Below are 21243 nucleotides of genomic sequence, written 5' to 3' on the forward strand. Positions count from 1 at the left end.
ACAGGACATGACCCGATTGTGTGTACCACGCGTCTCAGGCGTTAACGAGCCCCTTGGCGTCGCGTGCCAGCGCCGTCAGCCGCGAAATCGCCCGGAAGTACTTCTTTCGGTAGCCGCCGTTGAGCATGTCCTCGCCGAACAGCCGGTCGAAGGGGACGCCGGAGGCGAGCACCGGCACCTCGCGGTCGTAGAGCCGGTCGGCGAGCACCACCAGGCGCAGCGCCGTCGACTGGTCGGGCACCGGCGTGACGTCGGTGAGGCAGACCGCGCGGAGGCCGTCGGTGAGGGCGCCGTACCGGCTCGGGTGGACGCGCGCCAGGTGGTCGAGCAGGTGCGGGAAGTCGTCCAGGCTCGCGCCCGCGGTGGCGTACGCGGCCTTGGTGACCTCCTCGTCCGAGTACGGCGCCGGGGCCTCGGGCAGGCCGCGGTGGCGGTAGTCCTCGCCGTCGATGCGCAGCGCCTTGAAGTGCGCCGACAGGCCCTGGATCTCGCGCAGGAAGTCGGCGGCGGCGAACCGGCCCTCGCCGAGCTTGCCCGGCAGCGTGTTGGAGGTCGCGGCCAGCGCGACGCCCGCCTCGACGAGCTTGCCGAGCAGCGTGGACACCAGGACCGTGTCGCCCGGGTCGTCCAGCTCGAACTCGTCGATGCACAGCAGCCGGTGGCCGCTGAGGGTCCTGACCGTCTGCTGGAAGCCGAGCGCCCCGACCAGGTTCGTCAGCTCCACGAACGTGCCGAACGCCTTCAGCGCGGGCTCCGCCGGGGTGGCGTGCCACAGGGAGGCGAGCAGATGGGTCTTGCCGACGCCGTAGCCACCGTCCAGATAGACGCCCCGGGGCCCCGCGGGCGCGGCCTGCTTGGCCCGCCCGAACCACCGGCGCCCGCCCGTCTCCCGCCACCGCCCCTCTGAGGAAGCGCTGCGCGCCCTTCTTTTCCCGGAGCCGCTCGCGTGGGCCCCGCCGAGGCCGGCCGCGAAGGTGCTCAGGACCCCGACGGCCTCGGTCTGGCTCGGCTGGTTCGGGTCCGGGACGTACGTGTCGAAGCGGACCGAGCCGAAGCGCGGCGGCGGCACCATCTCGGCGACGAGGCGGTCCGCGGGCACGTGCGGCTCGCGGGCGCACAGGGAGAGGGGGCCCGCTTCGGGTATGGGGCTGTGCCCGGAGGCGGCGGTGGAGGCTGACACGTCTATCCACTCTAGGCCCGGTCCTGGACCGTGGAAGACTGCCGAGCATGCGACGCCTGTTCCCTGTGACCGATCAGACATCCGAAACCGCCGGAACGCCGGGTTCTGTGACCGATCGCGAGTGGACCCTCGACGAGCTGGCCGAGGCCTACGCCTACCCGGACCGGGAGGGCCCCTGGCTGCGCGCCAACATGGTCTCCACCCTCGACGGCGCGGCCCAGCACGACGGCCGCTCCCAGCCCCTCTCCGGCGCCACCGACATGCGGATCTTCGGCGCCCTGCGGGGCCTCGCGGACGCCGTCGTGGTCGGTGCGGAAACGGTACGCCAGGAGGGTTACCGGCCGGCCCGCGCGCGGGAGGCCTTCGCCGCGCGCCGCGCCGCCGCCGGGCAGCCGCCCGCGCCCGCCGTCGTCGTGCTCAGCGCGAGCCTGGAGCTCGACTTCACCCTGCCGCTGTTCACCGCGCCGCTGACGCCGACGCTCCTGGTGACCGGTGCCGCGGCGCCCACGGAGCGGGTGGAGGCCGCGCGCAAGGCCGGGGCGGAGGTCGTGCTCGCCGGTGAGGGGGCCGGGGCGGACCCCGCGCGGGTGGTCGCGGAGCTGGCCGAACGCGGGTTCGTCCGGCTGCTCACCGAGGGCGGGCCCCGGCTGCTCGGGCAGTTCGTGGCGGCGGGCGTGCTCGACGAGCTGTGTCTGACGGTGTCCCCGATGCTCACCGCGGGCGGGGCGCAGCGGATCGCGGGCGGCCCCGGGGTGCCGGTGCCGGAGCGGTTCGTACTGACGTCCGTACTGGAAGAGGCCGGGTTCCTCTTCACCCGATACCGTCGGTCCTGAGAATCAGCGGAATCCACCGTTCCGTTTGCCGTCGGCGGGGCACACTAAAGTGCGCAGCCCCCGTCCAGGCACGGGGCAGGATGGTTTCCGCAGGGGCCTTGTCCACGGCCCACGGAGGAGAAGGGCGCCTGTCGTGTTCACAAGCGTATTGATGATCGAGAAGGCCCTGACGTCCGCCGACGTGGAGTTCGTCACCACCTTGCACGGCGAGGAGCCGGTCACCTTCCACGTCCTCCTGCAGCCGCGCGGCGACCAGGCGGACCGCCTGCTGCGGGCGATCGACGACGTGGCGCTCGGCGAGCTCGACGAGGCGGTGCGCGAGGGGGACGTACCGGAGGGCGACGCGGCCGTCGGCCCCGCCGAGCAGGCCCTCAGGGTCTCCCTCACCGCCCTGCGGGCCGCGGGCAGCGCGGCCGAGGGCAGGCTCATCGAGGACCACCCGCTGGACGCGCTGCGCGAGCTCGTGGACGCGGCCGGGGCGGACGAGGTCATCGTGCTCACCGACCCCCACTACGTGGAGGAGTTCTTCCACCGCGACTGGGCCTCCCGGGCGCGCCACAAGGTCGGCGTCCCGGTCCTGAAGCTCTTCTCGCACAGCGAGAAGTAGCGGGCGCGGGAGCGACCGATGGGGCTCCGGCGGGGCGGATAGGGTGGAGGCGCTCATGTCACCGTCACACCTCTCGGGAGAGAAGATGGCACCCGGCCTCCCCTCCGCCATGCCCCGACCGCACTTCATCGGCATCGGCGGCGCCGGAATGTCGGGCATCGCCAAGATCCTCGCCCAGCGCGGCGCCCGGGTCGCGGGCAGCGACGCCCGGGACTCCGCGACCGCTGCCGCCCTGCGCGAGCTCGGCGTGACGGTGCACGTCGGGCACGCCGCGGAGCACCTGGCGGACGACGCCAGCTGCGTCGTCGTCTCCTCGGCGATCCGCGCCGACAACCCGGAGCTGGCCCGCGCCGCGGAGCTCGGTATCCCGGTCGTGCACCGCTCGGACGCGCTCGCCGCGCTGATGGACGGCCTGCGTCCGCTCGCCGTCGCGGGTACGCACGGCAAGACCACGACCACGTCCATGCTCGCCGTGAGCCTGTCCGCGCTCGGCCTGCACCCCTCGTACGCCATCGGCGGCGACCTCGACGCCCCGGGCTCCAACGCCGACCACGGCACCGGCGAGATCTTCGTCGCCGAGGCCGACGAAAGCGACCGCAGCTTCCACACGTACGCGCCCGAGGTCGCCATCGTCCTCAACGTGGAGCTGGACCACCACGCCAACTACGCCTCCATGGACGAGATCTACGAGTCCTTCGAGACGTTCGCGGACAAGATCGTCCCCGGTGGCACGCTGGTCGTCGCCGCCGACCACGAGGGTGCGCGCGAACTGACCCGGCGGCTCGCCAAGCGCGGCTCCGACCTGCGGATCGTCACCTACGGCGAGTCCGCCGACGCCGACGTGCGGATCACGGACGTGACCCCCCAGGGCCTCAAGAGCGAGGTCGCCGTCGTCCTGGACGGCACCGAGCTGCGCTTCGCCGTGTCCGTGCCCGGCCGCCACTACGCGCACAACGCGGTCGCCGCGCTCGCCGCGGGCGTCGCCCTCGGCGTCCCCGCCGCCGAGCTGGCCCCCGCCCTCGCCGCCTACACCGGCGTCAAGCGCCGCCTCCAGCTCAAGGGCGAGGCGCGCGGCGTCCAGGTCGTCGACAGCTACGCGCACCACCCGACGGAGATGACCGCCGACCTGGAGGCGATGCGCGGCGCCGCCGCGGACGCCCGCCTCCTCGTCCTCTTCCAGCCGCACCTGTTCTCCCGCACCCAGGAGCTGGGCCGCGAGATGGGCGCGGCCCTGGCGCTCGCCGACGCCTCCGTCGTGCTCGACATCTACCCCGCGCGCGAGGACCCGATCCCCGGCGTGACCAGCGCACTCATCATCGACGCCGCCACCGCCGCGGGCGCCGACGTACGGGCCGCGCGGGACAAGGAGAGCGCCCCGGAGCTGATCGCGGGAATGGCAGGCCCCGGCGACCTCGTTCTCACCATGGGAGCGGGCGACGTCACCGACCTCGGCCCGCGGATCCTGGACCACCTGGCCCAGTAGGACCACCGCGTACATCGCGTACTACACGTAAGGGGATGCGTTCCATGGCGTACGACGTCGAGAAGCCCGACGAGCAGTGGCGTGCGGAGCTGACCCCCGCGGAGTACGCCGTCCTGCGCCAGGCGGGCACCGAGCCCGCCTTCCGGGGCGAGTACACGGACACGAAGACCAAGGGCGTCTACTCCTGCCGGGCCTGCGGCGCGGAGCTGTTCACGTCCGGCGAGAAGTTCGAGTCCCACTGCGGCTGGCCGAGCTTCTTCGACCCCAAGGACAGCGACGCCGTGGAGCTCCTGTCGGACACCTCGCACGGAATGGTCCGCACGGAGGTCCGCTGCGCCCGCTGCGGCTCCCACCTCGGCCACGTCTTCGAGGGCGAGGGCTACCCGACCCCGACGGACCAGCGCTACTGCATCAACTCCATCTCGCTGCGGCTGACGCCCGACGAGGGCTGACCGGCGGGCCCGGCCCACGGCGCCCCGTCAGGCGGTCAGCGTGAGCCGCAGTGACTTGAGGCCGTTGATGAAGTGCGAGACCAGGCGGGCGGGCGGGGCGGCGAGGCCGATGGCCGAGGTGGCCGCGAGCGACTCCTCGTACAGGACGGTCAGTTGCAGGCGGGCGAAGTGCGCGCCCAGGCAGACGTGCGGGCCGTCGCCGAACGCCACGTGCGGGTTCGGTGACCGCGTCAGGTCGAGCCGGTCGGGGTCGGCGAAGGCGCGCTCGTCGCGGTGGGCGGCGGCGTGGAAGACGACCACCTTGTCGCCGCGCCGGATCCGCCGCCCGGCCAGCTCGGTGTCGCGCGCGGCGGTGCGCCGGAAGCTCAGCACCGGCGGGTGCCAGCGCAGCAGCTCCTCCACCGCCCCGGCCGGCGGGGCCTCGCCCGTGCGCAGGCGGCGCTGCTCGTCCGGATGCTCGGCGAGCGCCAGCAGACCGCCGGGCGCGGCCCCGCGCACGGTGTCGTTGCCCGCGACCGTGAGCAGGAAGAAGCACATCTCCAGCTCCGGCGCGCTCACCTCGGGCGTGGTGGCCAGCGTGGTGAGCACGTCGTCGCCCGGGTGGCGCCGTTTGTACGCCGCGAGCTCGCCCGCGTACGCGAACATGTCGCGCAGCATCGCGGGGGAGCGCGGGTTCACCGGCCGCCCGTCGGGGCCGACGACCGGCTCGCCCGCCTCGTCCGGGTCCTGGTAGCCGATGACGCGCCGCGTCCAGTCCAGGAGCAGGCCCCGGTCGGAGGGCGGCACGCCGAGCAGGTCCGCGAGGTTGAGGACCGCGTAGTCATCGGTGACCGCCGCGACCACGTCGCAGCCGCCGTCCCCGGCGCGGGCCTCGGCGACGGCCCCCGCAAGGAGGGTGCGCGCCCGGCGCCTGGCCAGGGCCTCGAACCGTGCCACGCGGCGCGGCGTGAAGGCCCGGCTGACCAGACGGCGCAGCCTGCCGTGGTCCGGCCGGTCCTGATTGAGCATCATGCGGCGGATGAACGGCAGGTCCTCCGGGTCCGGGTCGCGGATCTGGGTGGCGCCCAGACACGAGGAGTACACCGCCGCGTCCTTGAGCACCGTCGTCACGTCCGCGTGCCGCGTCACCGCCCAGAACCCGGGCCCCGCGGGCCAGCCGAGCACCGACGGCTCGTCCTGCCAGGCCACCGGGTGGTGGTCGCGCAGCACGCGGTAGCGGTCGTACGGCACGGCTCGCGCGTACAGCCGCGGGTCGAAGACGTCCGGGACGCCGCCGGGCCCGGGGCCCGCGGGCGGGGGGCCTTCCGGGGGTGCGCCCGCCGCCGGGCGGGGCTCGCGGGGGCGGGGGCGCCCGGGAGTGGCGGTCACTCGCTGTCGGCCCCGGTGCCGCTCGCGTCCGGCGCGGTCGCGGCCGTGCTGCCCGTCTCCGCCGTCGCGTCGTCCGCCCGGAGGAAGTCCTCCACCACGCGGATCAGGTCCAGGGGAGACTCGTCCATGGCGTTGTGCCCGGTGCCCGGCAGCTCCACGAGTTCGGCACGGGGGAAGGCGGGCAGCCAGGTCCGGCGCATGACGTCCGCCGACAGGGCCGGGTCGAGGGCGCCGACCACGGCGAGCGCGGGCACCGGTGAACCCGTCACGCGGTCCTGGAAGTCGTTGTCCGCCCAGGAGTCGAGCCAGGCGCGGAACGCCTTGGCGTCGCTGCGGGCGAAGGACCGGTCCACCATGCGGCGCAGCCACGCGGCCGGGCGCCCGCCGCCGGTGGTGAAGTCGATGATGGCCCGGCGGCTGTCGGCCGCGTGCCCGGCCGACTCGAACAGCTCCCGCTGCTCCGGCGGCATCGTGACGCCCGACGCGGGCACCGGGGAGATCCCGACGATCCGGCGCACCCGGTCCGGCACGTCGGCGAGGACGTGCTGCGCCACGCCGCCGCCCATCGAGTGCCCGACCACCGAGAACCGCGCCCAGCCGAGGTGGTCCGCGAGGGCCACGACGTCGGCGGCGGCCTCGGCCGTGGTGAACGCCCCGGGCGCGTCCCGGGCCTCGCCGTAGCCGCGCAGGTCCACCACGGCGAACTCGAAGGCGCCCGTGTCCAGGTCGGCGAGGACCGGCGCGTACGCCGACCGGTCGGCGAGCCAGCCGTGGACGGCGATCACCTTGTGCGGGCCTTCGCCCACCAGGTCATGAGGGAGCGTGAAGGAGGTCACGACCGCCACGATGGCCGCGAATCCCACGCCGCGCAAGGGTGCGGCGGCCCGTCGGGACCGGCGTTGCGGGGGCCCGGCGGGCGGCCGGATTTCCCCCTGGTGGCGGGAAGTTGGCCGACCGCCTGCGGGCGGCGCCCCCGGGTGGTCAGAATGTGGCATGGCCATCCGCCGCCACAGCTACCGGCTCGCCGAGGAGCCGGTCACCGGAGCCGTCCGACTGATCCCTGTCCCCGCGTCCGCGCCCCCGTCACCTCTGTCCGCGCACGCCGACGGGGCCGAACGCGAGGACCAGCGACAGCTCCGGGAGTGGGCCGAACTGGCCTTCGGCACCGGGCACACCCGGGGCCGAGGCCACTCGGGCGACGGAACCGGCCTCAGTTACAGCAGGCTGCCGGACGGCGGCAGCCTGCTGTGCGCCACGGCCACCGGGGGCGACGTGGCGGCGTACCACCTGTCCGAGGCCGACACGCTCGCCCGGTTCGCCGAGGAGTGGCCCATCACCTGGTGGGAAGCCGGGGAAGCGTGCGAAGCGGGGAAAGCCGCCGCGGACCACGCGCCCGCCGCCGTCGGGCACGACGAGCTCGTCGCCTTCGCCCGCGCCCACGAGACCCGCGTCGCCCCCTTCCTCGCCGACGTACGGCGCCTGTTCGACGATCCGGCCGGACGGCAGCTCGTCGTCGCCGAGGAGAGACCCGGGGCCGTCGCCCGCTGGATCGCCCTGGCCTGCGCCTCGCTGCCCGCCGCGTACGTGCCGTCGCTGACGTTCACCACCGGCGCCGCCGACCCCGGGCGCGCCCCGCAGCACATCGTCGGCATCGGGCCCGACGCCGACTTCGACCGGGGCGACCCCACCGTCCTCGACCACCTCTACCGCGTCCACGACGGCCTCGGCGGGCCCGGCAGCCCGCCCCGCGCCGACACCTGGGCCACCTGGACCGCCCGCCTCTGGCTCGCCGGGGAGCCGCTGCCCGAGGCCGCCGCCGACGGCGACCCCTTCGCGCCGGGCCCGCTCGTCCCGCCCCTGCTGCGCGCCGGGCTCCTCACCGGGCGCGAGCTGACCGGGCTCGTCGGCGACGTGCTGCGGACGGCCGTCGCCACCCTCGTCGCGTCCGTGGCCGACACCCGCACCGACCCCGCCGGCCTGCTCGCCGTCTGCCGCGAGCTGCACGCCCACGACCCCGCCGCCGCGGCCCCCCTCGCGCTCGCCCTCGCCCGGCACCGGCTCGGCGCCGCGCGCCCCGAGGAGCTGCCCGGCGAACTCACCGCCGTCTGCGCCGAGGTGCCGCTCGGCGCCGAGGCCGAGCGGGCCCTGCGCGGCGAGTACGGCGGCGACGCCGACAAGGAGCTGCGGCGCGCCCTGCGCGACCCCGTCGGCACCTGGGCCGAGCCGCTGCGCATCGCCCTCGCCGTCGGCGCCGACGACGGGCGCGGCATCGGCGAGGCCATCGAGAAGCTCGCCCGCGCGCTGCGCGACCCCACCGGGGTCGAACGCGGACCGGCCGTGCGGGTCCTCGACGACGTCGGCAGCGAGCCGCTGACCCGCCGCGTCCTGCGCCGCCTCGCCGACACCCCGCACACCCGCCGCCTCGACCTGCTCGTGGAGCTCGCCGACTCGCCGTACGGCGACTGGCTGCGCCGCAGCCTCGACGAGGGCTCGCCGCTGCCGCTGCGTCTGGCCGAGGCCGCCGCCCGGTGGCGGGCGGGCGGCGCGGGCCTGCGCGGCATGGAGCTGTTCGCGAAGCTCACCGAGGTGCTCCCGCGCCGCCGGGTCACCGACGCGGACACGCTCCAGCAGATGTGGTGGCTGGTCTGGGGCAGCTCCTGCCCCGCCCCCGCCGAACTGTCCTGGGTGGCGCACACCTGCACGATGCGGCTGCTCGTCGCCGCCGGGTACGGGCTGCGCATGACGGGCCTGCTCGCCGCGCCGGACGGCGTGGACAGGGAACTCGTCGGGTTCGCCGCCGACCTGCTGCACGAGACGCAGCTGCCCCGGCGGGACCGCGCCACCGCCGAGCTGCTCGTCGTCGCCCAGGACCTCGCCGACGGCCGCAAGGCCCTGCGGCAGGGCCTGCGCCGCTTCGAGGCGCTGTGCGTCGACGCGGGCCCCCTCGGCAGCACCGTGCGGCGCGGCGTGTTCCGGCTCGTCGCCCTCGCCCTGGCCCGCGCGGACGCCGACCAGCTGGCCCGCCCGCCCGCCTTCGACCAGCTGGTCGCGGCCGGACCCGAACTCCTCGACCCCTACCGGGCGTTCATGCTCGACGAGGACCGCAGGGACCGCCTGGAGCGCGAGCTCCCGCTGCGGCCCGCCGAGGTGGCCGCGTACTACTACCTGTGGCGGCCGCGCCGGCGCCGCGGCATCAGCCACGACTGGCAGCGCGTCGCCGCCGAACTGCTCGACGAGGTCCTCGGGCCCGTCGCCGTCCGCCTCGACGACCGGCGGCTCTCCCAGGTGGCCGACGCCATGCTCGACCGCCAGGGCATCGACCGCGTCCGGGAGTGGACCGCCTGGCGCAACAGCTTCCGCGCCCGCTGACCGCCGCGGGCACCCCGGAGCGAAACCGGGGCCCCGCGCCCGGCGTCCTTACGTACCGACCGATCCACCTGGAGAGGGCCAGCGTGAAACAAGCCGACCACAGCAGTGACACCACCGAGATCGTCGACAACTTCCCGGGCGGCTCCATGGCCAGCCGCCCCGTCCACTTCATCTGGATGCTCGACTGCTCGGGCTCCATGAGCGTCAACGGCAAGATCGGCCAGCTGAACTTCGCCATCCGCGAGGCCATCCCGGAGATGCAGCAGGCCGCCGACTCCAACCCCGCCGCGTCGCTGCTCGTCCGCGCCATCTCCTTCGCCAGCGGCGCCAGCTGGCACGTCAGTGAGCCGACCCCGGTGAACAACTTCTCCTGGGAGGACGTGCACACGTACGGCGGTACGGACATGGGCGCCGCCTTCAAGCTCGCCGCGGGCGCCCTGCAGACGCCGCCGATGCCGCAGCGCGCGCTGCCGCCGGTGCTCGCGCTCGCCTCGGACGGACAGCCCACCGACGACTGGCGGGCGGGCCTGCGCGCCATCGACAGCACGCCCTGGGGCAAGCGGGCCGTGCGCGTCGCCGTGGCCATCGGCGACGACGCGGACAAGAGCATGCTCAAGGAGTTCCTCGCCAACCCCGAGCTGGAGCCGCTGCAGGCCAAGAACCCGCGCCAGCTCGCCGCCGCCATCCGCTGGATGTCCACGGCGGTCGTCAAGGACGCCTCGACGCCCAAGGTCGAGGACGCCAAGCCCGCGACGCCCCTTGGCCCGCCGCTGACCAAGGTCGAGGGCGAAGCCGACATCTGGTGACCGCCGAGCAGGGGACAGGCCGCGCCACGGACGTCCGCTGGGCCCTCCTCACCGGCGGGGTCAAGGGCGTCGGCAAGAAGTACAGCCAGGACTGCTGGGCCGCCAAGGCCACCGCGGACGGCCGCGCCGTCGTCCTCACGGTCGCCGACGGCCACGGCTCCGCCGCGCACTTCCGCAGCGACCTGGGGGCCCGCTGGGCCGTGGAGGAGTTCACGGCGTGCGCGGAGGTCTTCGCCCACGAGGCGGTGCGGGTCGGCGCGGACGCCGCGGCCTGGCCGGAGCTGCGGGCCGAGGCCCGGCTCCTGCCGCAGGCCGTCGGGCACCGCTGGCACCGGCGCGCGCTGTTCCACGACAGCAACACGCCCGCGCGCGGCGCCGCCCCCGCCCAGCGCGCCGCCGCCCACCGGCGGGCGCGCGGCCGCGGCGCCCCGGACCTGGCCGCGTACGGCAGCACGCTGCTCGGCGCCGTCCTCACCGAACACACGCTGCTGTGCTGGCAGTTGGGCGACGGTGACATCGTCCTCGTGGACGACGGCGGCGAGCCGCACACCCCGCTGTCCAGCGGCCCGGACCTGGGCGACGAGACCGACTCGCTGTGCGAGCCGGAGCCGTGGCGCAAGACCCGTACGCACTGGCAGCCCATCACCGGCGGCCCGCCGCCCGCCGTGCTGCTCTCCACCGACGGCCTGTCGAAGAGCTTCGCCGACCACCAGGGCTTCCTCGACTTCGCCACCGGGGTGCGCGAGCGGGCCGCCGAACAGGGCCTGGCGGCGGTGCAGGGCCAGCTCGCGGACTGGCTGGCGCGGGCGGCGAAGTACTCGGGCGACGACACGACCCTCGTCGGGGCGTTCGCCGCCCGGCACGACACGAGTGACGTCACAGGAGGACACGAACCGCATGAGTGAAGGAACGGGGACCCCAGCATGAGCAACGGCATGCTCGCCCGCGGGAAGAAGCTGGTGGCCGAGTCGGGGGAGCGCGTCACGGTCGCGGAGCTCTTCGGCTCCGGCGGCCAGGGCGAGGTGTACCGCGTCACGACGGCCACCGGCGACCGGGCCGTGAAGTGGTACTACCCGCAGCTCGCCGACGCCCGCCAGAAGCACATCCTGGAGGGCCTCATCGAGAAGGGGTGGGACGACGACCGCTTCCTGTGGCCGCAGTCCATCGTGATGGACCCCGACGGCAAGGAGCCGGGCTTCGGCTACCTCATGGACGTGCGCCCGGCACGGTTCCAGGACCTGCCCGCCCTGTTCCGCCGCGACCCGTCCGTCAAGGACGCCACGATGCGCACCCTGGTGACGGTCGCCCTGCACACCGTCGAGGCCTACCGCGCGCTGCACTCCAAGGGCATCGCCTACCGCGACATCAACTGGGGCAACATCTTCTTCGACCCGCGCACCGGCGACGTCCTGGTGTGCGACAACGACAACGCGGTCGTGGAGGGCGCCCTCGCCGGGGTCGCGGGCACCATGGACTTCATGGCGCCTGAGCTGGTGCGCGGCGACAAGGGCGCCCAGCCCGGCACCCAGACCGACCTGCACTCGCTCGCGGTGCTCCTGTTCCTGCTCCTGATGAACGACCACCCCTTCAACGGCGCCCTCGCCCTGCGCATCCACTGCATGGGCGAGTCCGCCAAGCGCAAGCTGTACGGCTCCGACCCGGTGTTCGTGTACGACCCCGAGGACACCCGCAACCGCCCGGTGGTGGGGGAGCAGCCGACCGTCATCGCCACCTGGGCGGCCCTGCCGCGGATCCTGCGGGACCTGTTCGTCCAGACGTTCACGCACGGGCTGCGCAGCCCGGCGCGGCGGGTGCGCGAGTCCCAGTGGCGGGACGCGCTCAGCCAGGTCCTCGACGCGATCACGCAGTGCCGGGGCTGCGGCAAGCAGAACCTCACCCAGCCCGACGGGGCGCCGCCCGACTGCTGGAAGTGCGGCAAGCCGCTCCAGCTGCCGCCCCGTCTGGAGCTGGTCACCGCCACCGGCACCACGCTGCGCACCCGGCGCGGCATCCGCCTCGACCCGAGCGCCCGCCTCTACGCCCACCACCTGGACGGGGACCCGGAGCGCCACGACTTCCGGGCCGTGGTCGGCGAGGTCACCGAACACCCGCAGCAGCGCGGCCGGTTCGGCCTCACCAACCGCACCCGCGGTACGTGGACGGCCCGCAAGCAGGACGGCACGGTCCTGGACGTGGAGCCGGGCCGCACGGTCGGCCTCCAGCAGGGGCTGCTCCTGGAGTTCGGCGGCGGCGCGGAGGCCGAGGTCAAGGACTAGGGCCTAGGGCCTGTGCCCGTCAGGGAGCGGGGGCCGGGCCGCGCCGCAGGAAGCGGTGCCACCACGGCCTGCGCGCGGGCGGCCCGGGCGGGAGCGGGGGCGGCGCCGCGGGCAGGGTGACCCGGGCGGGCGCGGCCGGGACGGCCACGGCGTCCGGGCGCGGCAGCGGCGCGACCGTCACCGCGCAGGCCGTCTCCGGCACGGCGAGGGTGACCTTTCCGCCCGCGGCCAGATGCGTGCTGCGGGCCACGCTGCGCTCCTCGCGGCGCTCCCCGTCGTCCCAGGCCACGCACGCGAGCACGGCGGGCTCGGGCCAGGTGAAGCACACCTCGGCCCGGCCCGCACCGAGCCGACGTACCGTCACATCACTGACAGGGCAGGGGTGTTCGACGACGACGCTCGGCCCGGCCACCGCGCGCCCGCCGAGCGTGCTCACCGCGGTGAGGCGCAGCCGTCGCCCGGGCGGCGCCGTCACCTCCAGCTCGCGCGCCGGGGCCGGGGCGGCGCCGAGTTCCGCGCACCGCGCCGACACGTCCGCGCCGGGTGCGACCGGGCCCGCGGGCCAGGGCACCAGCGTGCTCCCGCCCCGCTCCGGGGCGCTCCAGGCGAGCCGCACCCGGTCCCCGGCGCGGTGGGCGGTCAGCTCCGTGACCGGCGCGGGCCACTCCTCGACCCGGACGGTGACGCGCGCCCCCGGAGACCAGGCGGTGCCGCCGCCCGGGCCGCCGCCCGGATAGCCGCAGCTCACCTCGTACGCGTACGTCCCCACGGGCAGCGGCACGTCCAGGAGGCGGTCGGGCCCGCTCGCCACGACGGTGTGCGGGGCGCCGTCCGCCGAGCGCCGCACCCGGACGGCGGTCGCGGCCGGGTGGGGGTGCCAGCGCAGCCGGACGCCGTCGGGCACGAGGACCGCCGTCAGGTCGGAGGCGTCCGGGGCGATCAGGACGGGCGCGGTGACGAGCGGCACCCCGATCACGCGGCCGCCGCGCAGCGGCACGACCGCGTAGCGCAGGGCTCGGCCGAGGGGAGCCCGGGCGTCCTCGGCGGTCAACCCCGAGGGCGGGACGGTGAGTTCGGTGGCCCGCTCCGGCTCGCCGTCGGGGAAGCGCAGCACCTGGTACGTCACGGTGGTGCTGACCCGGGGCGGCCGCCAGGTCAGGCGCACGCGGAGGTCGTCGACGGTCACCGTGGTGGGGGCCCGGCCGGGCACCGCGGTGGCGTCGGCCAGGCCGGCGGCGGCGCGCAGCAGGCCCGTGCGGGTCTCCGGGGCGTCCTCGGCCTCCCGCAGCGCGCCGAGCCACGCGGCGGCGGCGCCGCGCCAGTCGCCGCGCTCCTCCAGGGCGTCCGCGCGGGCGGCGAGCCGCGCCACGGCGGCGGAGCGGGCCCGCAGCGAGCCGAGCAGCCGCGCGAGGACGTGGTCCCGGGGCGTCCGGGGCAGCGCGTCGGCCACGCGTTCGGCGGCGCGCAGGCGGAGCCCCGGCCAGACGTCGTTGACGGTCTCGGCGGCCCGGCGCAGCGGCCCTTCGGCCGGGAAGCCCGCGTCGACGGCGGCGGCGAGCAGCCGGGACTCGCTGCGGTGCACGCCGAGCGCGGCCACGTCGTCGGCGGTGGTCGCGGCGCCCTCCGGCCGCGGTGCGCGGTCCTTCAGCAGACAGCACAGCTCCCACAGGACCACCCGGCGCAGGCCCATCGGGTCGTCGCGGGCGAGGGTCTCCAGGGTGTCCACGACGGCCGCCGCGGTGAGGGCGCGCGGGTCGGCGGACGTCCGCCACGCGTCCTGCGCCTGCCGTACGTACGGCACGTCCACGCGCTGCCACAGGCCGCCGCGGCCGGGGAACCACAGGCCGTCCAGGACGCGGAAGCCGTCGTCCGTCTCGGCCTGCGGCAGGGTGCCGAAGACCCCGGCGGCCGCGCGCCGCCGCGCGGGTTCGCGCAGCAGGCCCGCGGCGTGCTGGAACCCCAGGTCGTGCAGGGCGGCGCGCAGGGCGGCGTAACCGCGCATGCCGGGGAACTCGGGGAGCGCGGGCAGCGGCGGCAGCGTGTCGGTGCCCGTGGCCCGGACGCCGGGCCGCCAGCTCTTCGCCACCGGTCAGCCTCCGGGCGCCGTGAAGAAGTACACGCGGACCACGGCCGTCGACGTGCCGGCGCTCAGGTCGTGGAAGTCGTCGGTGGCGGTCTTGCCGCTGAACATCGCCGGACGCCCCTTGCCCAGCTGGGAGTTGACCAGATGGGCATACGCCGTGCCGCTCGGGCCGCCGCCGAAGGTCAGCACGAGCGCGGCCCTGCGCCCCTCCCACCTGCGGGTCTCGCGGCCGATCTGCCGCGCGAGCGACTTCTTGTCGGTGCCCTTGACCTCGAACTCCTCCGGCTCGCGGGCCACCGACGGCGGGCCGGTGGGCTCGGGCTTCTCCTTGGCGTGCGCGCCCGCGCCGCCCGGCGGCTTCGGGCGCGCCGCCAGCGGGTCGGGCCGGTCGGCCATCGACACCAGGGCGAGGACGAGGAGCAGGTCGGCGAAGAGCCAGCCCGCGAGGACGACCCCGGCGATCCGGCTGCCGCGCTGGCGTCGGCGCGGGGTCACGTGTCGGCTCCGGGCGGCGCGGCCGGGCGGCGCGGCGGCGGGCGCAGGGCGGTGGTGCGGTCGGAGCGCACGTCGTCCTCGGCGGCCTCGTGGTGGCGCTCGCCGCTCAGGGCCGGGTCGTCCTGGACGTCCGGCTCGGGGGCGGGGTTTTGCCGCGGGGGCGTCAGGGCTTCGTCGGCCGGAGGAGAAGCGGGGGTGTGCGGCGCTGCGGCCGGGGTGCCGTTCGTCCTGGTCGTGCTGTTCGTGCCGGGCCAGGGTGCCGGGGCAGGGGCCGATGCCCCGTACGGACCGGGCTCCCCGTACGGGGCGGACGTTCCGTACGGACTCGACGTCCCGTACGGGCTCGATGTCCCGTACGGGCCCGACCCGGGGCCGTATGCCGATGAACTCCGTCCGTGTGCGGGTGAGTCGGTCGCGTACGCGCCGACGCCCACCCCGTACGGGTCCGTTCCGGCGCGGTGTCCCTCCGACCCGTTCCGCGGGGACGCCGTCGCGAGGGACCGGACGCCCGTCTCCAGGCGGGCCGCCGCGTCCTGCCAGTGCGCGGCCGCCGCGTCCCAGCGCTCGGTGGCCTCGCGCATGCCGTCCACCGCGTCGTTCGTGCGGCCGGTGCTGGTCACCAGGGCCGCGCAGGCCTGCTCGGTGGCCTGGGCCACCGCGTCCGTCTTGGTGACGAGGTCCTTCTGGGTGGTGACGAGGGAGCGCAGCGAGGTCTCGACGGTCGTGCCCACCGTCTTGACCAGGTCGCCGAGCTGCCGCGTGGCGGCGACGCCCACGGTGCTCGCCTCGGCCGTGGCGCGCTGGCCCTCGCGCACCGCCGTCTCGATGCGGTCGGCGGCCGCGCCCAGCTTCGGCACCTCGGCGGTGAGCTTGCCCGCCGCCGCCTGGAGGGCCGTCGTCGCGCTGGTCACGGAGCCGGTGGCGGCGACGAGCGCCTTGTGGTTGTTGTCGGCCTCGGCGGCGAGCGAGCGCATCTCCTTGGCGGCCTTGGTCAGTTCGGAGGTGAACTGCTTCGGCGAGGCGCTGCGGTGCGGCGCGAGCAGCATCTGGAGGCGGGTCAGGACGGACGCGAGGTCCGCGAGCAGCCGCTCGCGCTCCGCCTCCTGGGCGTCCTCCTCGCGCTCGGCCCGCGTGCGTACGCGCGCGTGCACCACGGACAGCAGGACGAGCAGGGCGATGAGGACCACCGCCATCAGAGCCACGTTCTCGAACCGCCCCAGCGGCGACAGATGGCCGCCGAAGCCGGACTGCCACAGCTGCAGGAACGGCCGCGTGGCCTCCTTGCGGTCCACCTTGCTCAGTTCCCCGTACGCGTGCACCGCCTCGCGCAGGCCGAACCAGGTCACCAGGAGGGGGACGAAGACCAGCGCGCCGAGCGCGGCCTCCAGGAGCCCGTCGCGCCGCGCCGAGGGTCTCCTGCCGCGCGCGGTGACGCTCTCCGGGCGGACGTAGGCGTGCACGAGGTCCAGCTCGGACCAGCGGTCCAGGCGTTTGTCGTTGGTCACGTCGTGGGCCAGGACGTCGAGTTCGGCGGCGCGCGGGCCGAGCGCCGGGTGTCCCGCAAGGTCCTGCAGTTGCTTGATGAGCTCCTGCTTGTCCAGCAGCTGTGCGGGCGTCAAGCGCGTACTCCCTGTCTCGGGACCGGTGCGTGACCGTCGAGTGCCTCGCCCATGCGGGCCTCGTCAGTCGAGGACGTCACCCCTGCCGCGCCGGTTCCTGCCGTCGCGGCTCAGCCGGGCCAACAGCGCCTCGGCGTCGGGGTGTTCAGGGTCCCACGTGAGGCACTTGCCAAGGGCCTCAATCGCCTCATCGCGTGCGCCCCGCCGGTGCAGCTCCCGGGCGTGGCGGTAGGTGCGGCGGGCGAGCAGGGCCCGCACCCGCTCGTTCGTGGGGTCGTGGCCGTACGCGCAGCGCAGCCAGCGCTCGGCGTCGGGGAAGTGGTCGGGCGCCACGTCGGCCATGGCGGCCGCGCAGTGCACGTCGATCATTGCGTCGAGCACGTCGGCGCGCGCCGGGTGCGCGGTGGCCTCCTGCCAGGCCAGGTGCGAGGCCTGCACGGCGTGCTCGTACCGGCCGAGGTCGAGCAGGACCTGGGCCCGGGCCAGCTGCCGCCGGGCGGCGTGGCTGAGCGGGTCGGCCTCCTCGGGGGCCGCCGGTGGGGCCGGGTCTTCCGGGTGCTCGCAGGGCGCTGGAGGCGGCTGCCGGGCCGGTTGCCCGGACGGCGGCTGCCGGGGCGGCCGGTCGGAGAGGTGTGGTCGTGGCTGGTCGGAGAGGTGTGGTCGTGGCCGGTCGGGGAGGCGGGGGGGCGGCCGGTCGGAGTCGTCCGGCTCCGCCGCCGCCTCCGGTGCCGCCGTCGTCCCCGTCAGGCCTTCGAGGAGTTCCCGCGCCTCCGCCACGATGTCCCTGAGCAGCGCCACAGCTTCCCTTCTGCGGCCCTGCCCGGCCAGTTCGCGGGCCTGCGCCACGTCGCGGCGCGCCGGGCCGGAGGCATCGTCCGGGGCCAGCAGCGTCGCGGTGAGCGAGGGCGCCTCCGCGAGGGTGTCGCGACCCGGATCCGGGGGGTCGAGCGGGCCCTCCTCCAGCGACGCCGCGCCGGACGCGGAGGCGCCCCCGCCCGCGAGCCGCACCGCGTGCTTGAGGGCGCCGAGCGCGAGCAGCTCCCGGGGCCCGTGCGCGGTGCTCCGGCCCAGGTCCGCCACGCCCGAGCGGACCTGGGCGAGCCGCGTCGCGCCCCCGACGAGCAGCAGCGTGTCCACGTCCGGGCGGGCCAGGGCCGACTCGCCGAGCAGGTCGTGGGCGCGCCGCACGGTCCGGCGCACATGCGGTTCGAGGAAGGCGTCGAGGTGCGGCCGGGTGATCCGCATCCGCAGCGGCGGTCCGTGGCCGAGGTCGAGGGTGAGCGCGGCGGAGTCCGCGGCCGACCCCTCGGCGGCGCCCAGCTCCTCGCGCGCTTCCTGGGCCCGCTCCCGGTGGCCGAGCCACCGTCGCGCGCTGCCGCCGGTCACGGACGCGGGACCCCGGTGGGCCCGCAGCAGCCGCACCGCGGAGGCGAGCGCGGCCTCGTCGAAGGCCCGGCCGCCGGAGGTGGCCGCGCCGTCGTAGCCGAGCGCGCGGTAGTGGCCGCGCACCCCCCGCACCAGGCCCAGTTCGAAGCCGTCGTAGCCCATGCCGTACACCAGGAAGGTGCCGCTGTCGCGGTCCGTGGTGTGTCCCATGACGGCGGCCAGCGAGTCGCTGATGAGGCGCACCGGCGCGAGCCCGGCCGCGGCCGCCGCGTCGCGCAGGGCCTGGCGCTGCCGCGACTGGAAGGCGGCGGGCACGCTGATCACCGTCTGCGTCACGGCCCCCGCGCGGGCCTCGACGCCCTCGCGCAGCGCCCGCAGCATGCGCGCCGCGACCGCGTCGGCGTCCTCCGTGCCGTCCCGCCACGGCACCGGACTCCCGCTGCCGAGCAGGGACTTGACGCTGGGGAACACCACCGGCAGGACCCCCGCGGCGGCCGGGGCGCACACCAGCCACGGCCACTCGGCGGCGGGCAGGTCGAGGCGGCGCACCGGCCGGCCGGGCACCGCGTAGAGCGCCCGCACCCCCGTCGCGCCGAAGTCCACGCCGAGGCTGACCCGGCCCTCGGCGTCCCGCGCCGTCACCCCCGTGCCCCCCGCTGCCGTCATCCGCCTGCCATATCGTCAGGGACTTGGAGGATGCCGTCGTAGTCCCGCCTGCTCGGCAGCGACGGCACGGCGCGCTCGGAGTAGGCCACCGCGATCATGCTGCGCAGGTTCTTGGCCTGCTCGGCGGTCTGGATGCGGTTGCCGTTGCGGTGGGCCGACTTGACCTGCTCCACGGCCTCGCTGATCGCCTTGACGGTCTCCAGGGGCGCGCCGTCCGAGGCCAGCTCGGCCTGGCGGAACTGGCTGGCGAGCCCGCACTGGTGGTACATGTCGTCGAGCAGCAGCTCGGTGAGGCGCTGGTACTCACCGCTGTCGCCCATCTCCACGGCCCGCTGCGCCTGCGTGATGTCCCGGCGCACCTTCAGCTCCTGGGTGTGCTCGATGTAGGGCCCGTACCGCTTCAGGAAGTGCTGGGCCTCCCGCTCGGCGAGGCCCAGCTCCTCGCGGAGCACCGCGCTGTCGACCTCCCGCTCGGTCTCGGGCGGCGGCGTGCGCGGCTTGTCGCGCCGCGGCGTCGCCTCCAGAGCCATGTCGGTGCCGCGCACGCTGACGCGGACCGTGATGATGCGGTCCGCCGAGTAGTTGAACGACACGTCCACATGGCGGTTGATCTCGATCTCCTGCGGCAGCTCGAACTCGACGACGCCCTGCTCGTCGTTCTCGCTCGCCACATGGCTGTCGCCCTCGTACACCGGCACCCGGATCAGCCGGCTGTCCGTCGCGTGGAACGTGCGCGTGCGCGGCTCGGGCAGCGGGAAGGGCGAGCCCGCCGGGATGATCGGCACGAACACGTCACGGCGCGCGCCCTTGACCGCGGCGATGCCCATCGCCATGGGCGTCGACTCGAACAGCCCCGTGGAGCCCACCGGCCGCGCGTTGACCAGGCTCTGGCCGCAGTCCGCACACGCCTCGGCGGTGTACTCGTTGGCCTTCAGGCACTGCGGCGCCGGGCACTCCACGCCGCTCAGGGTCTCGGCGAGCACGCCCGCGCCGTAGGCCACGCACTCCATGGGGTTGATGTTCCGCCGCACCTTGTCGCCGCCGAAGTACGCCTCGACCGCCTCGTACACCGGCCGGGTCAGGGTGCCGCCGCCGACGAGGAGCACGTCCGAGATGTCGTCGGGCGTCAGCTCGTAGCCCGTCAGGGTCTCCTTGACGAGGTCCATGGTGCGGGTCACCAGGGGAGCGATCATCCGTTGGAACTCCTCGCGGGTGAGCGCCATTTCGACGTCGACGATCCCCTCCGGGCCGTGGTACGCCGCCGGGATCACGATGTACGTCTCCGACAGCTCGTTCAGCTCCCGCTTGGCGGCCTCGGCGGCCTTCTTCGCCTGGAACAGGAACTCCTTGTCGCGGGACGGGTCGACACCCCGCTCGTCCCGCATCCAGGCGATGATCCGCTCCACGATCGCCAGGTCGAAGTCGTCGCCGCCGAGCCAGATGTCCCCGGCGGAGCGCAGCACCTGGAACTGGCTGTGGCCCTCGGCGTCCTTGACGGTGTTCAGGACGGAGATGTCGAACGTGCCGCCGCCCAGGTCGTAGACGAGCACCCGGCTGCGCGCCCCGCCCGGCTTGTGCAGGCCGAACGCGACCGCCGCCGCGGTCGGCTCGTCGATGATCTTCTTCACCACCAGGCCCGCGCGCTCCGCCGCCTCCCGGGTCGCGGCGCGCTGCGCGTCGCGGAAGTACGCGGGCACGGTGATCACCGCGTGCGTCACCTGCTCGCCGAGGGTGCGGGCCGCGTCCCGCACCAGCTTGTCGAGGATCACGCTGGAGATCTCGGAGGGGGTGCGGCTGCGGCCGCCGAGCAGCACGTGGGCGCGCGGGTCGTCGTCGGGCCCCGACACGATCTCGTACGAGAGGCGCTCGCGGGCCTGCGCCACCGAGCGGTCCGCGAAGTCGCGGCCCATCAGGCGCTTCACGGACACGACGGTCTCCCGGGGCTGGCGCACCGCCCATCTGAGGGCGTCCTCGCCGACGAGGGTCTGGTCCTTGCCGTCGCGCCGCGCGAGGCCGACCACCGACGGCGTCAGGCGGTCGCCCTTGCTGTTGGTGAGGACCGCGATGTCGTCGCGGTGCGGGTCGTGGGCGGCGACGGCGCTGTTCGTCGTGCCGAGGTCGATCCCGATGGCCTTCATCCCTGTGCTGTCCCTTCCTGTGCTGCCTGGGTCCGTTCCTCCGCGGTGTCGCCCGCGGCGACCACGACCCGGGCGGCGCGCAGCACGTGCCCCCGGTATCGATACCCGCGCCGCGCCACCTCAAGGACCTCGTCGTCGACCGCGCCCGCGGGCGCCGGGCGCACGGCCACGACGTGGTGCGTGGCCGGGTCCGCGCGCTCGCCGACCGCGCCGAGCGGCTCCAGGCCCGCGCCGGTCGCGGCCGCCTCCAGCTGTCCCGCGATGAGCCGTACCGTGCGCCGGTACGCCGCCGGGTCCTGCTGCGGCCCGGCGGCGAGCAGCCGGTCGCACGCGTCCAGGGCGTCGGCGCACGCCAGGAGCAGCCGCTCGGTGTGCGCGCGGTGCGCGGCGTCCCGCTCGGCGAGCGCGCGCGCCCCCTCGTACGCGACGCGCGCGGCCGCCGCGGTGGACTCCTGCTCGGTCACGGTGCCCTCCTCATAGGA

At 75.4% G+C, this 21243-nt stretch carries 17 protein-coding genes; 8 read left to right on the forward strand and 9 right to left on the reverse strand.

Annotated features, from left to right (window positions below):
• Positions 1 to 34: 34 nt before the first annotated feature.
• Positions 35 to 1180 carry a cell division protein ZapE gene (gene zapE, locus MQV74_RS30930; RefSeq protein ID WP_242725126.1) on the reverse strand — a complete coding sequence of 382 codons (1146 nt, stop codon included), beginning with the start codon at positions 1178 to 1180 and terminating at the stop codon, positions 35 to 37.
• Positions 1181 to 1227: 47 nt separating this feature from the next.
• Here zapE and MQV74_RS30935 point away from each other — a divergent pair, with 47 nt between their 5' ends.
• From MQV74_RS30935 to msrB, 4 genes are all read left to right on the forward strand, one after another.
• The gene (locus MQV74_RS30935; RefSeq protein WP_242725130.1) at positions 1228 to 2013 is read left to right on the forward strand and encodes a pyrimidine reductase family protein; all 786 of its coding nucleotides are present in this window, start codon (positions 1228 to 1230) and stop codon (positions 2011 to 2013) included.
• A gap of 133 nt (positions 2014 to 2146) precedes the next feature.
• Complete coding sequence (locus tag MQV74_RS30940) at positions 2147 to 2620, forward strand: indole-3-glycerol phosphate synthase (RefSeq protein WP_242725132.1); 474 nt, start codon at positions 2147 to 2149, stop codon at positions 2618 to 2620.
• Between the two features lie 85 nt (positions 2621 to 2705).
• Positions 2706 to 4103, forward strand: coding sequence for a UDP-N-acetylmuramate--L-alanine ligase (gene murC / locus MQV74_RS30945; protein ID WP_242729247.1), 1398 nt, complete (start codon positions 2706 to 2708; stop codon positions 4101 to 4103).
• Between the two features lie 44 nt (positions 4104 to 4147).
• Positions 4148 to 4555: a peptide-methionine (R)-S-oxide reductase MsrB gene (gene msrB, locus MQV74_RS30950; RefSeq protein WP_242725135.1), complete on the forward strand. Its 408-nt coding sequence runs from the start codon at positions 4148 to 4150 to the stop codon at positions 4553 to 4555.
• A gap of 27 nt (positions 4556 to 4582) precedes the next feature.
• On the opposite strand, the gene MQV74_RS30955 is transcribed toward msrB, so the two are convergent.
• Entirely contained in the window at positions 4583 to 5800 is a 1218-nt protein-coding gene (locus tag MQV74_RS30955) for a cytochrome P450 (RefSeq protein WP_242729248.1), read from the reverse strand.
• A 119-nt stretch (positions 5801 to 5919) separates the two neighbouring features.
• A complete protein-coding gene (locus tag MQV74_RS30960) occupies positions 5920 to 6759 on the reverse strand; it encodes an alpha/beta fold hydrolase (RefSeq protein WP_242729249.1) in 840 nt (279 codons plus the stop codon).
• A gap of 157 nt (positions 6760 to 6916) precedes the next feature.
• Between MQV74_RS30960 and MQV74_RS30965 the strand changes: the two genes are divergently transcribed.
• From MQV74_RS30965 to MQV74_RS30980, 4 genes are all read left to right on the forward strand, one after another.
• The gene (locus MQV74_RS30965) at positions 6917 to 9292 is read left to right on the forward strand and encodes a GTPase-associated protein 1-related protein (RefSeq protein WP_242725138.1); all 2376 of its coding nucleotides are present in this window, start codon (positions 6917 to 6919) and stop codon (positions 9290 to 9292) included.
• Between the two features lie 146 nt (positions 9293 to 9438).
• Entirely contained in the window at positions 9439 to 10098 is a 660-nt protein-coding gene (locus MQV74_RS30970) for a vWA domain-containing protein (RefSeq protein WP_242729250.1), read from the forward strand.
• Complete coding sequence (locus MQV74_RS30975) at positions 10095 to 11003, forward strand: protein phosphatase 2C domain-containing protein (RefSeq protein ID WP_242725141.1); 909 nt, start codon at positions 10095 to 10097, stop codon at positions 11001 to 11003. The genes MQV74_RS30970 and MQV74_RS30975 overlap by 4 nt, the downstream gene beginning before the upstream one ends.
• Before the next feature lie 18 nt (positions 11004 to 11021).
• Positions 11022 to 12374, forward strand: a complete 1353-nt coding sequence (locus MQV74_RS30980; protein ID WP_138962350.1) for a protein kinase domain-containing protein — start codon at positions 11022 to 11024, stop codon at positions 12372 to 12374.
• A 19-nt stretch (positions 12375 to 12393) separates the two neighbouring features.
• Here MQV74_RS30980 and MQV74_RS30985 read toward each other — a convergent pair whose 3' ends face one another.
• The 6 genes from MQV74_RS30985 to MQV74_RS31010 all read right to left on the reverse strand — a co-directional run bounded on the left by MQV74_RS30985 (position 12394) and on the right by MQV74_RS31010 (position 21225).
• Complete coding sequence (locus MQV74_RS30985; RefSeq protein ID WP_242725144.1) at positions 12394 to 14460, reverse strand: hypothetical protein; 2067 nt, start codon at positions 14458 to 14460, stop codon at positions 12394 to 12396.
• A 3-nt stretch (positions 14461 to 14463) separates the two neighbouring features.
• Positions 14464 to 14952: a hypothetical protein gene (locus MQV74_RS30990; RefSeq protein WP_242725146.1), complete on the reverse strand. Its 489-nt coding sequence runs from the start codon at positions 14950 to 14952 to the stop codon at positions 14464 to 14466.
• Entirely contained in the window at positions 14949 to 16571 is a 1623-nt protein-coding gene (locus tag MQV74_RS30995) for a sulfur globule family protein (protein WP_242725149.1), read from the reverse strand. Before MQV74_RS30995 ends, MQV74_RS30990 begins: the two co-directional genes overlap by 4 nt.
• Before the next feature lie 63 nt (positions 16572 to 16634).
• Complete coding sequence (locus MQV74_RS31000) at positions 16635 to 18623, reverse strand: Hsp70 family protein (RefSeq protein ID WP_242725153.1); 1989 nt, start codon at positions 18621 to 18623, stop codon at positions 16635 to 16637.
• Positions 18620 to 20761 (reverse strand): Hsp70 family protein, encoded by a 2142-nt coding sequence (locus tag MQV74_RS31005; protein WP_242725156.1) that lies wholly within the window; start codon positions 20759 to 20761, stop codon positions 18620 to 18622. The genes MQV74_RS31000 and MQV74_RS31005 overlap by 4 nt, the downstream gene beginning before the upstream one ends.
• Positions 20758 to 21225 carry a nucleotide exchange factor GrpE gene (locus MQV74_RS31010; RefSeq protein WP_242725159.1) on the reverse strand — a complete coding sequence of 156 codons (468 nt, stop codon included), beginning with the start codon at positions 21223 to 21225 and terminating at the stop codon, positions 20758 to 20760. The genes MQV74_RS31005 and MQV74_RS31010 overlap by 4 nt, the downstream gene beginning before the upstream one ends.
• Between the last annotated feature and the right edge of the window lie 18 nt (positions 21226 to 21243).

Origin of the sequence: Streptomyces sp. AN091965, from assembly GCF_022698285.1 — a bacterium.
Lineage (GTDB): Bacteria > Actinomycetota > Actinomycetes > Streptomycetales > Streptomycetaceae > Streptomyces.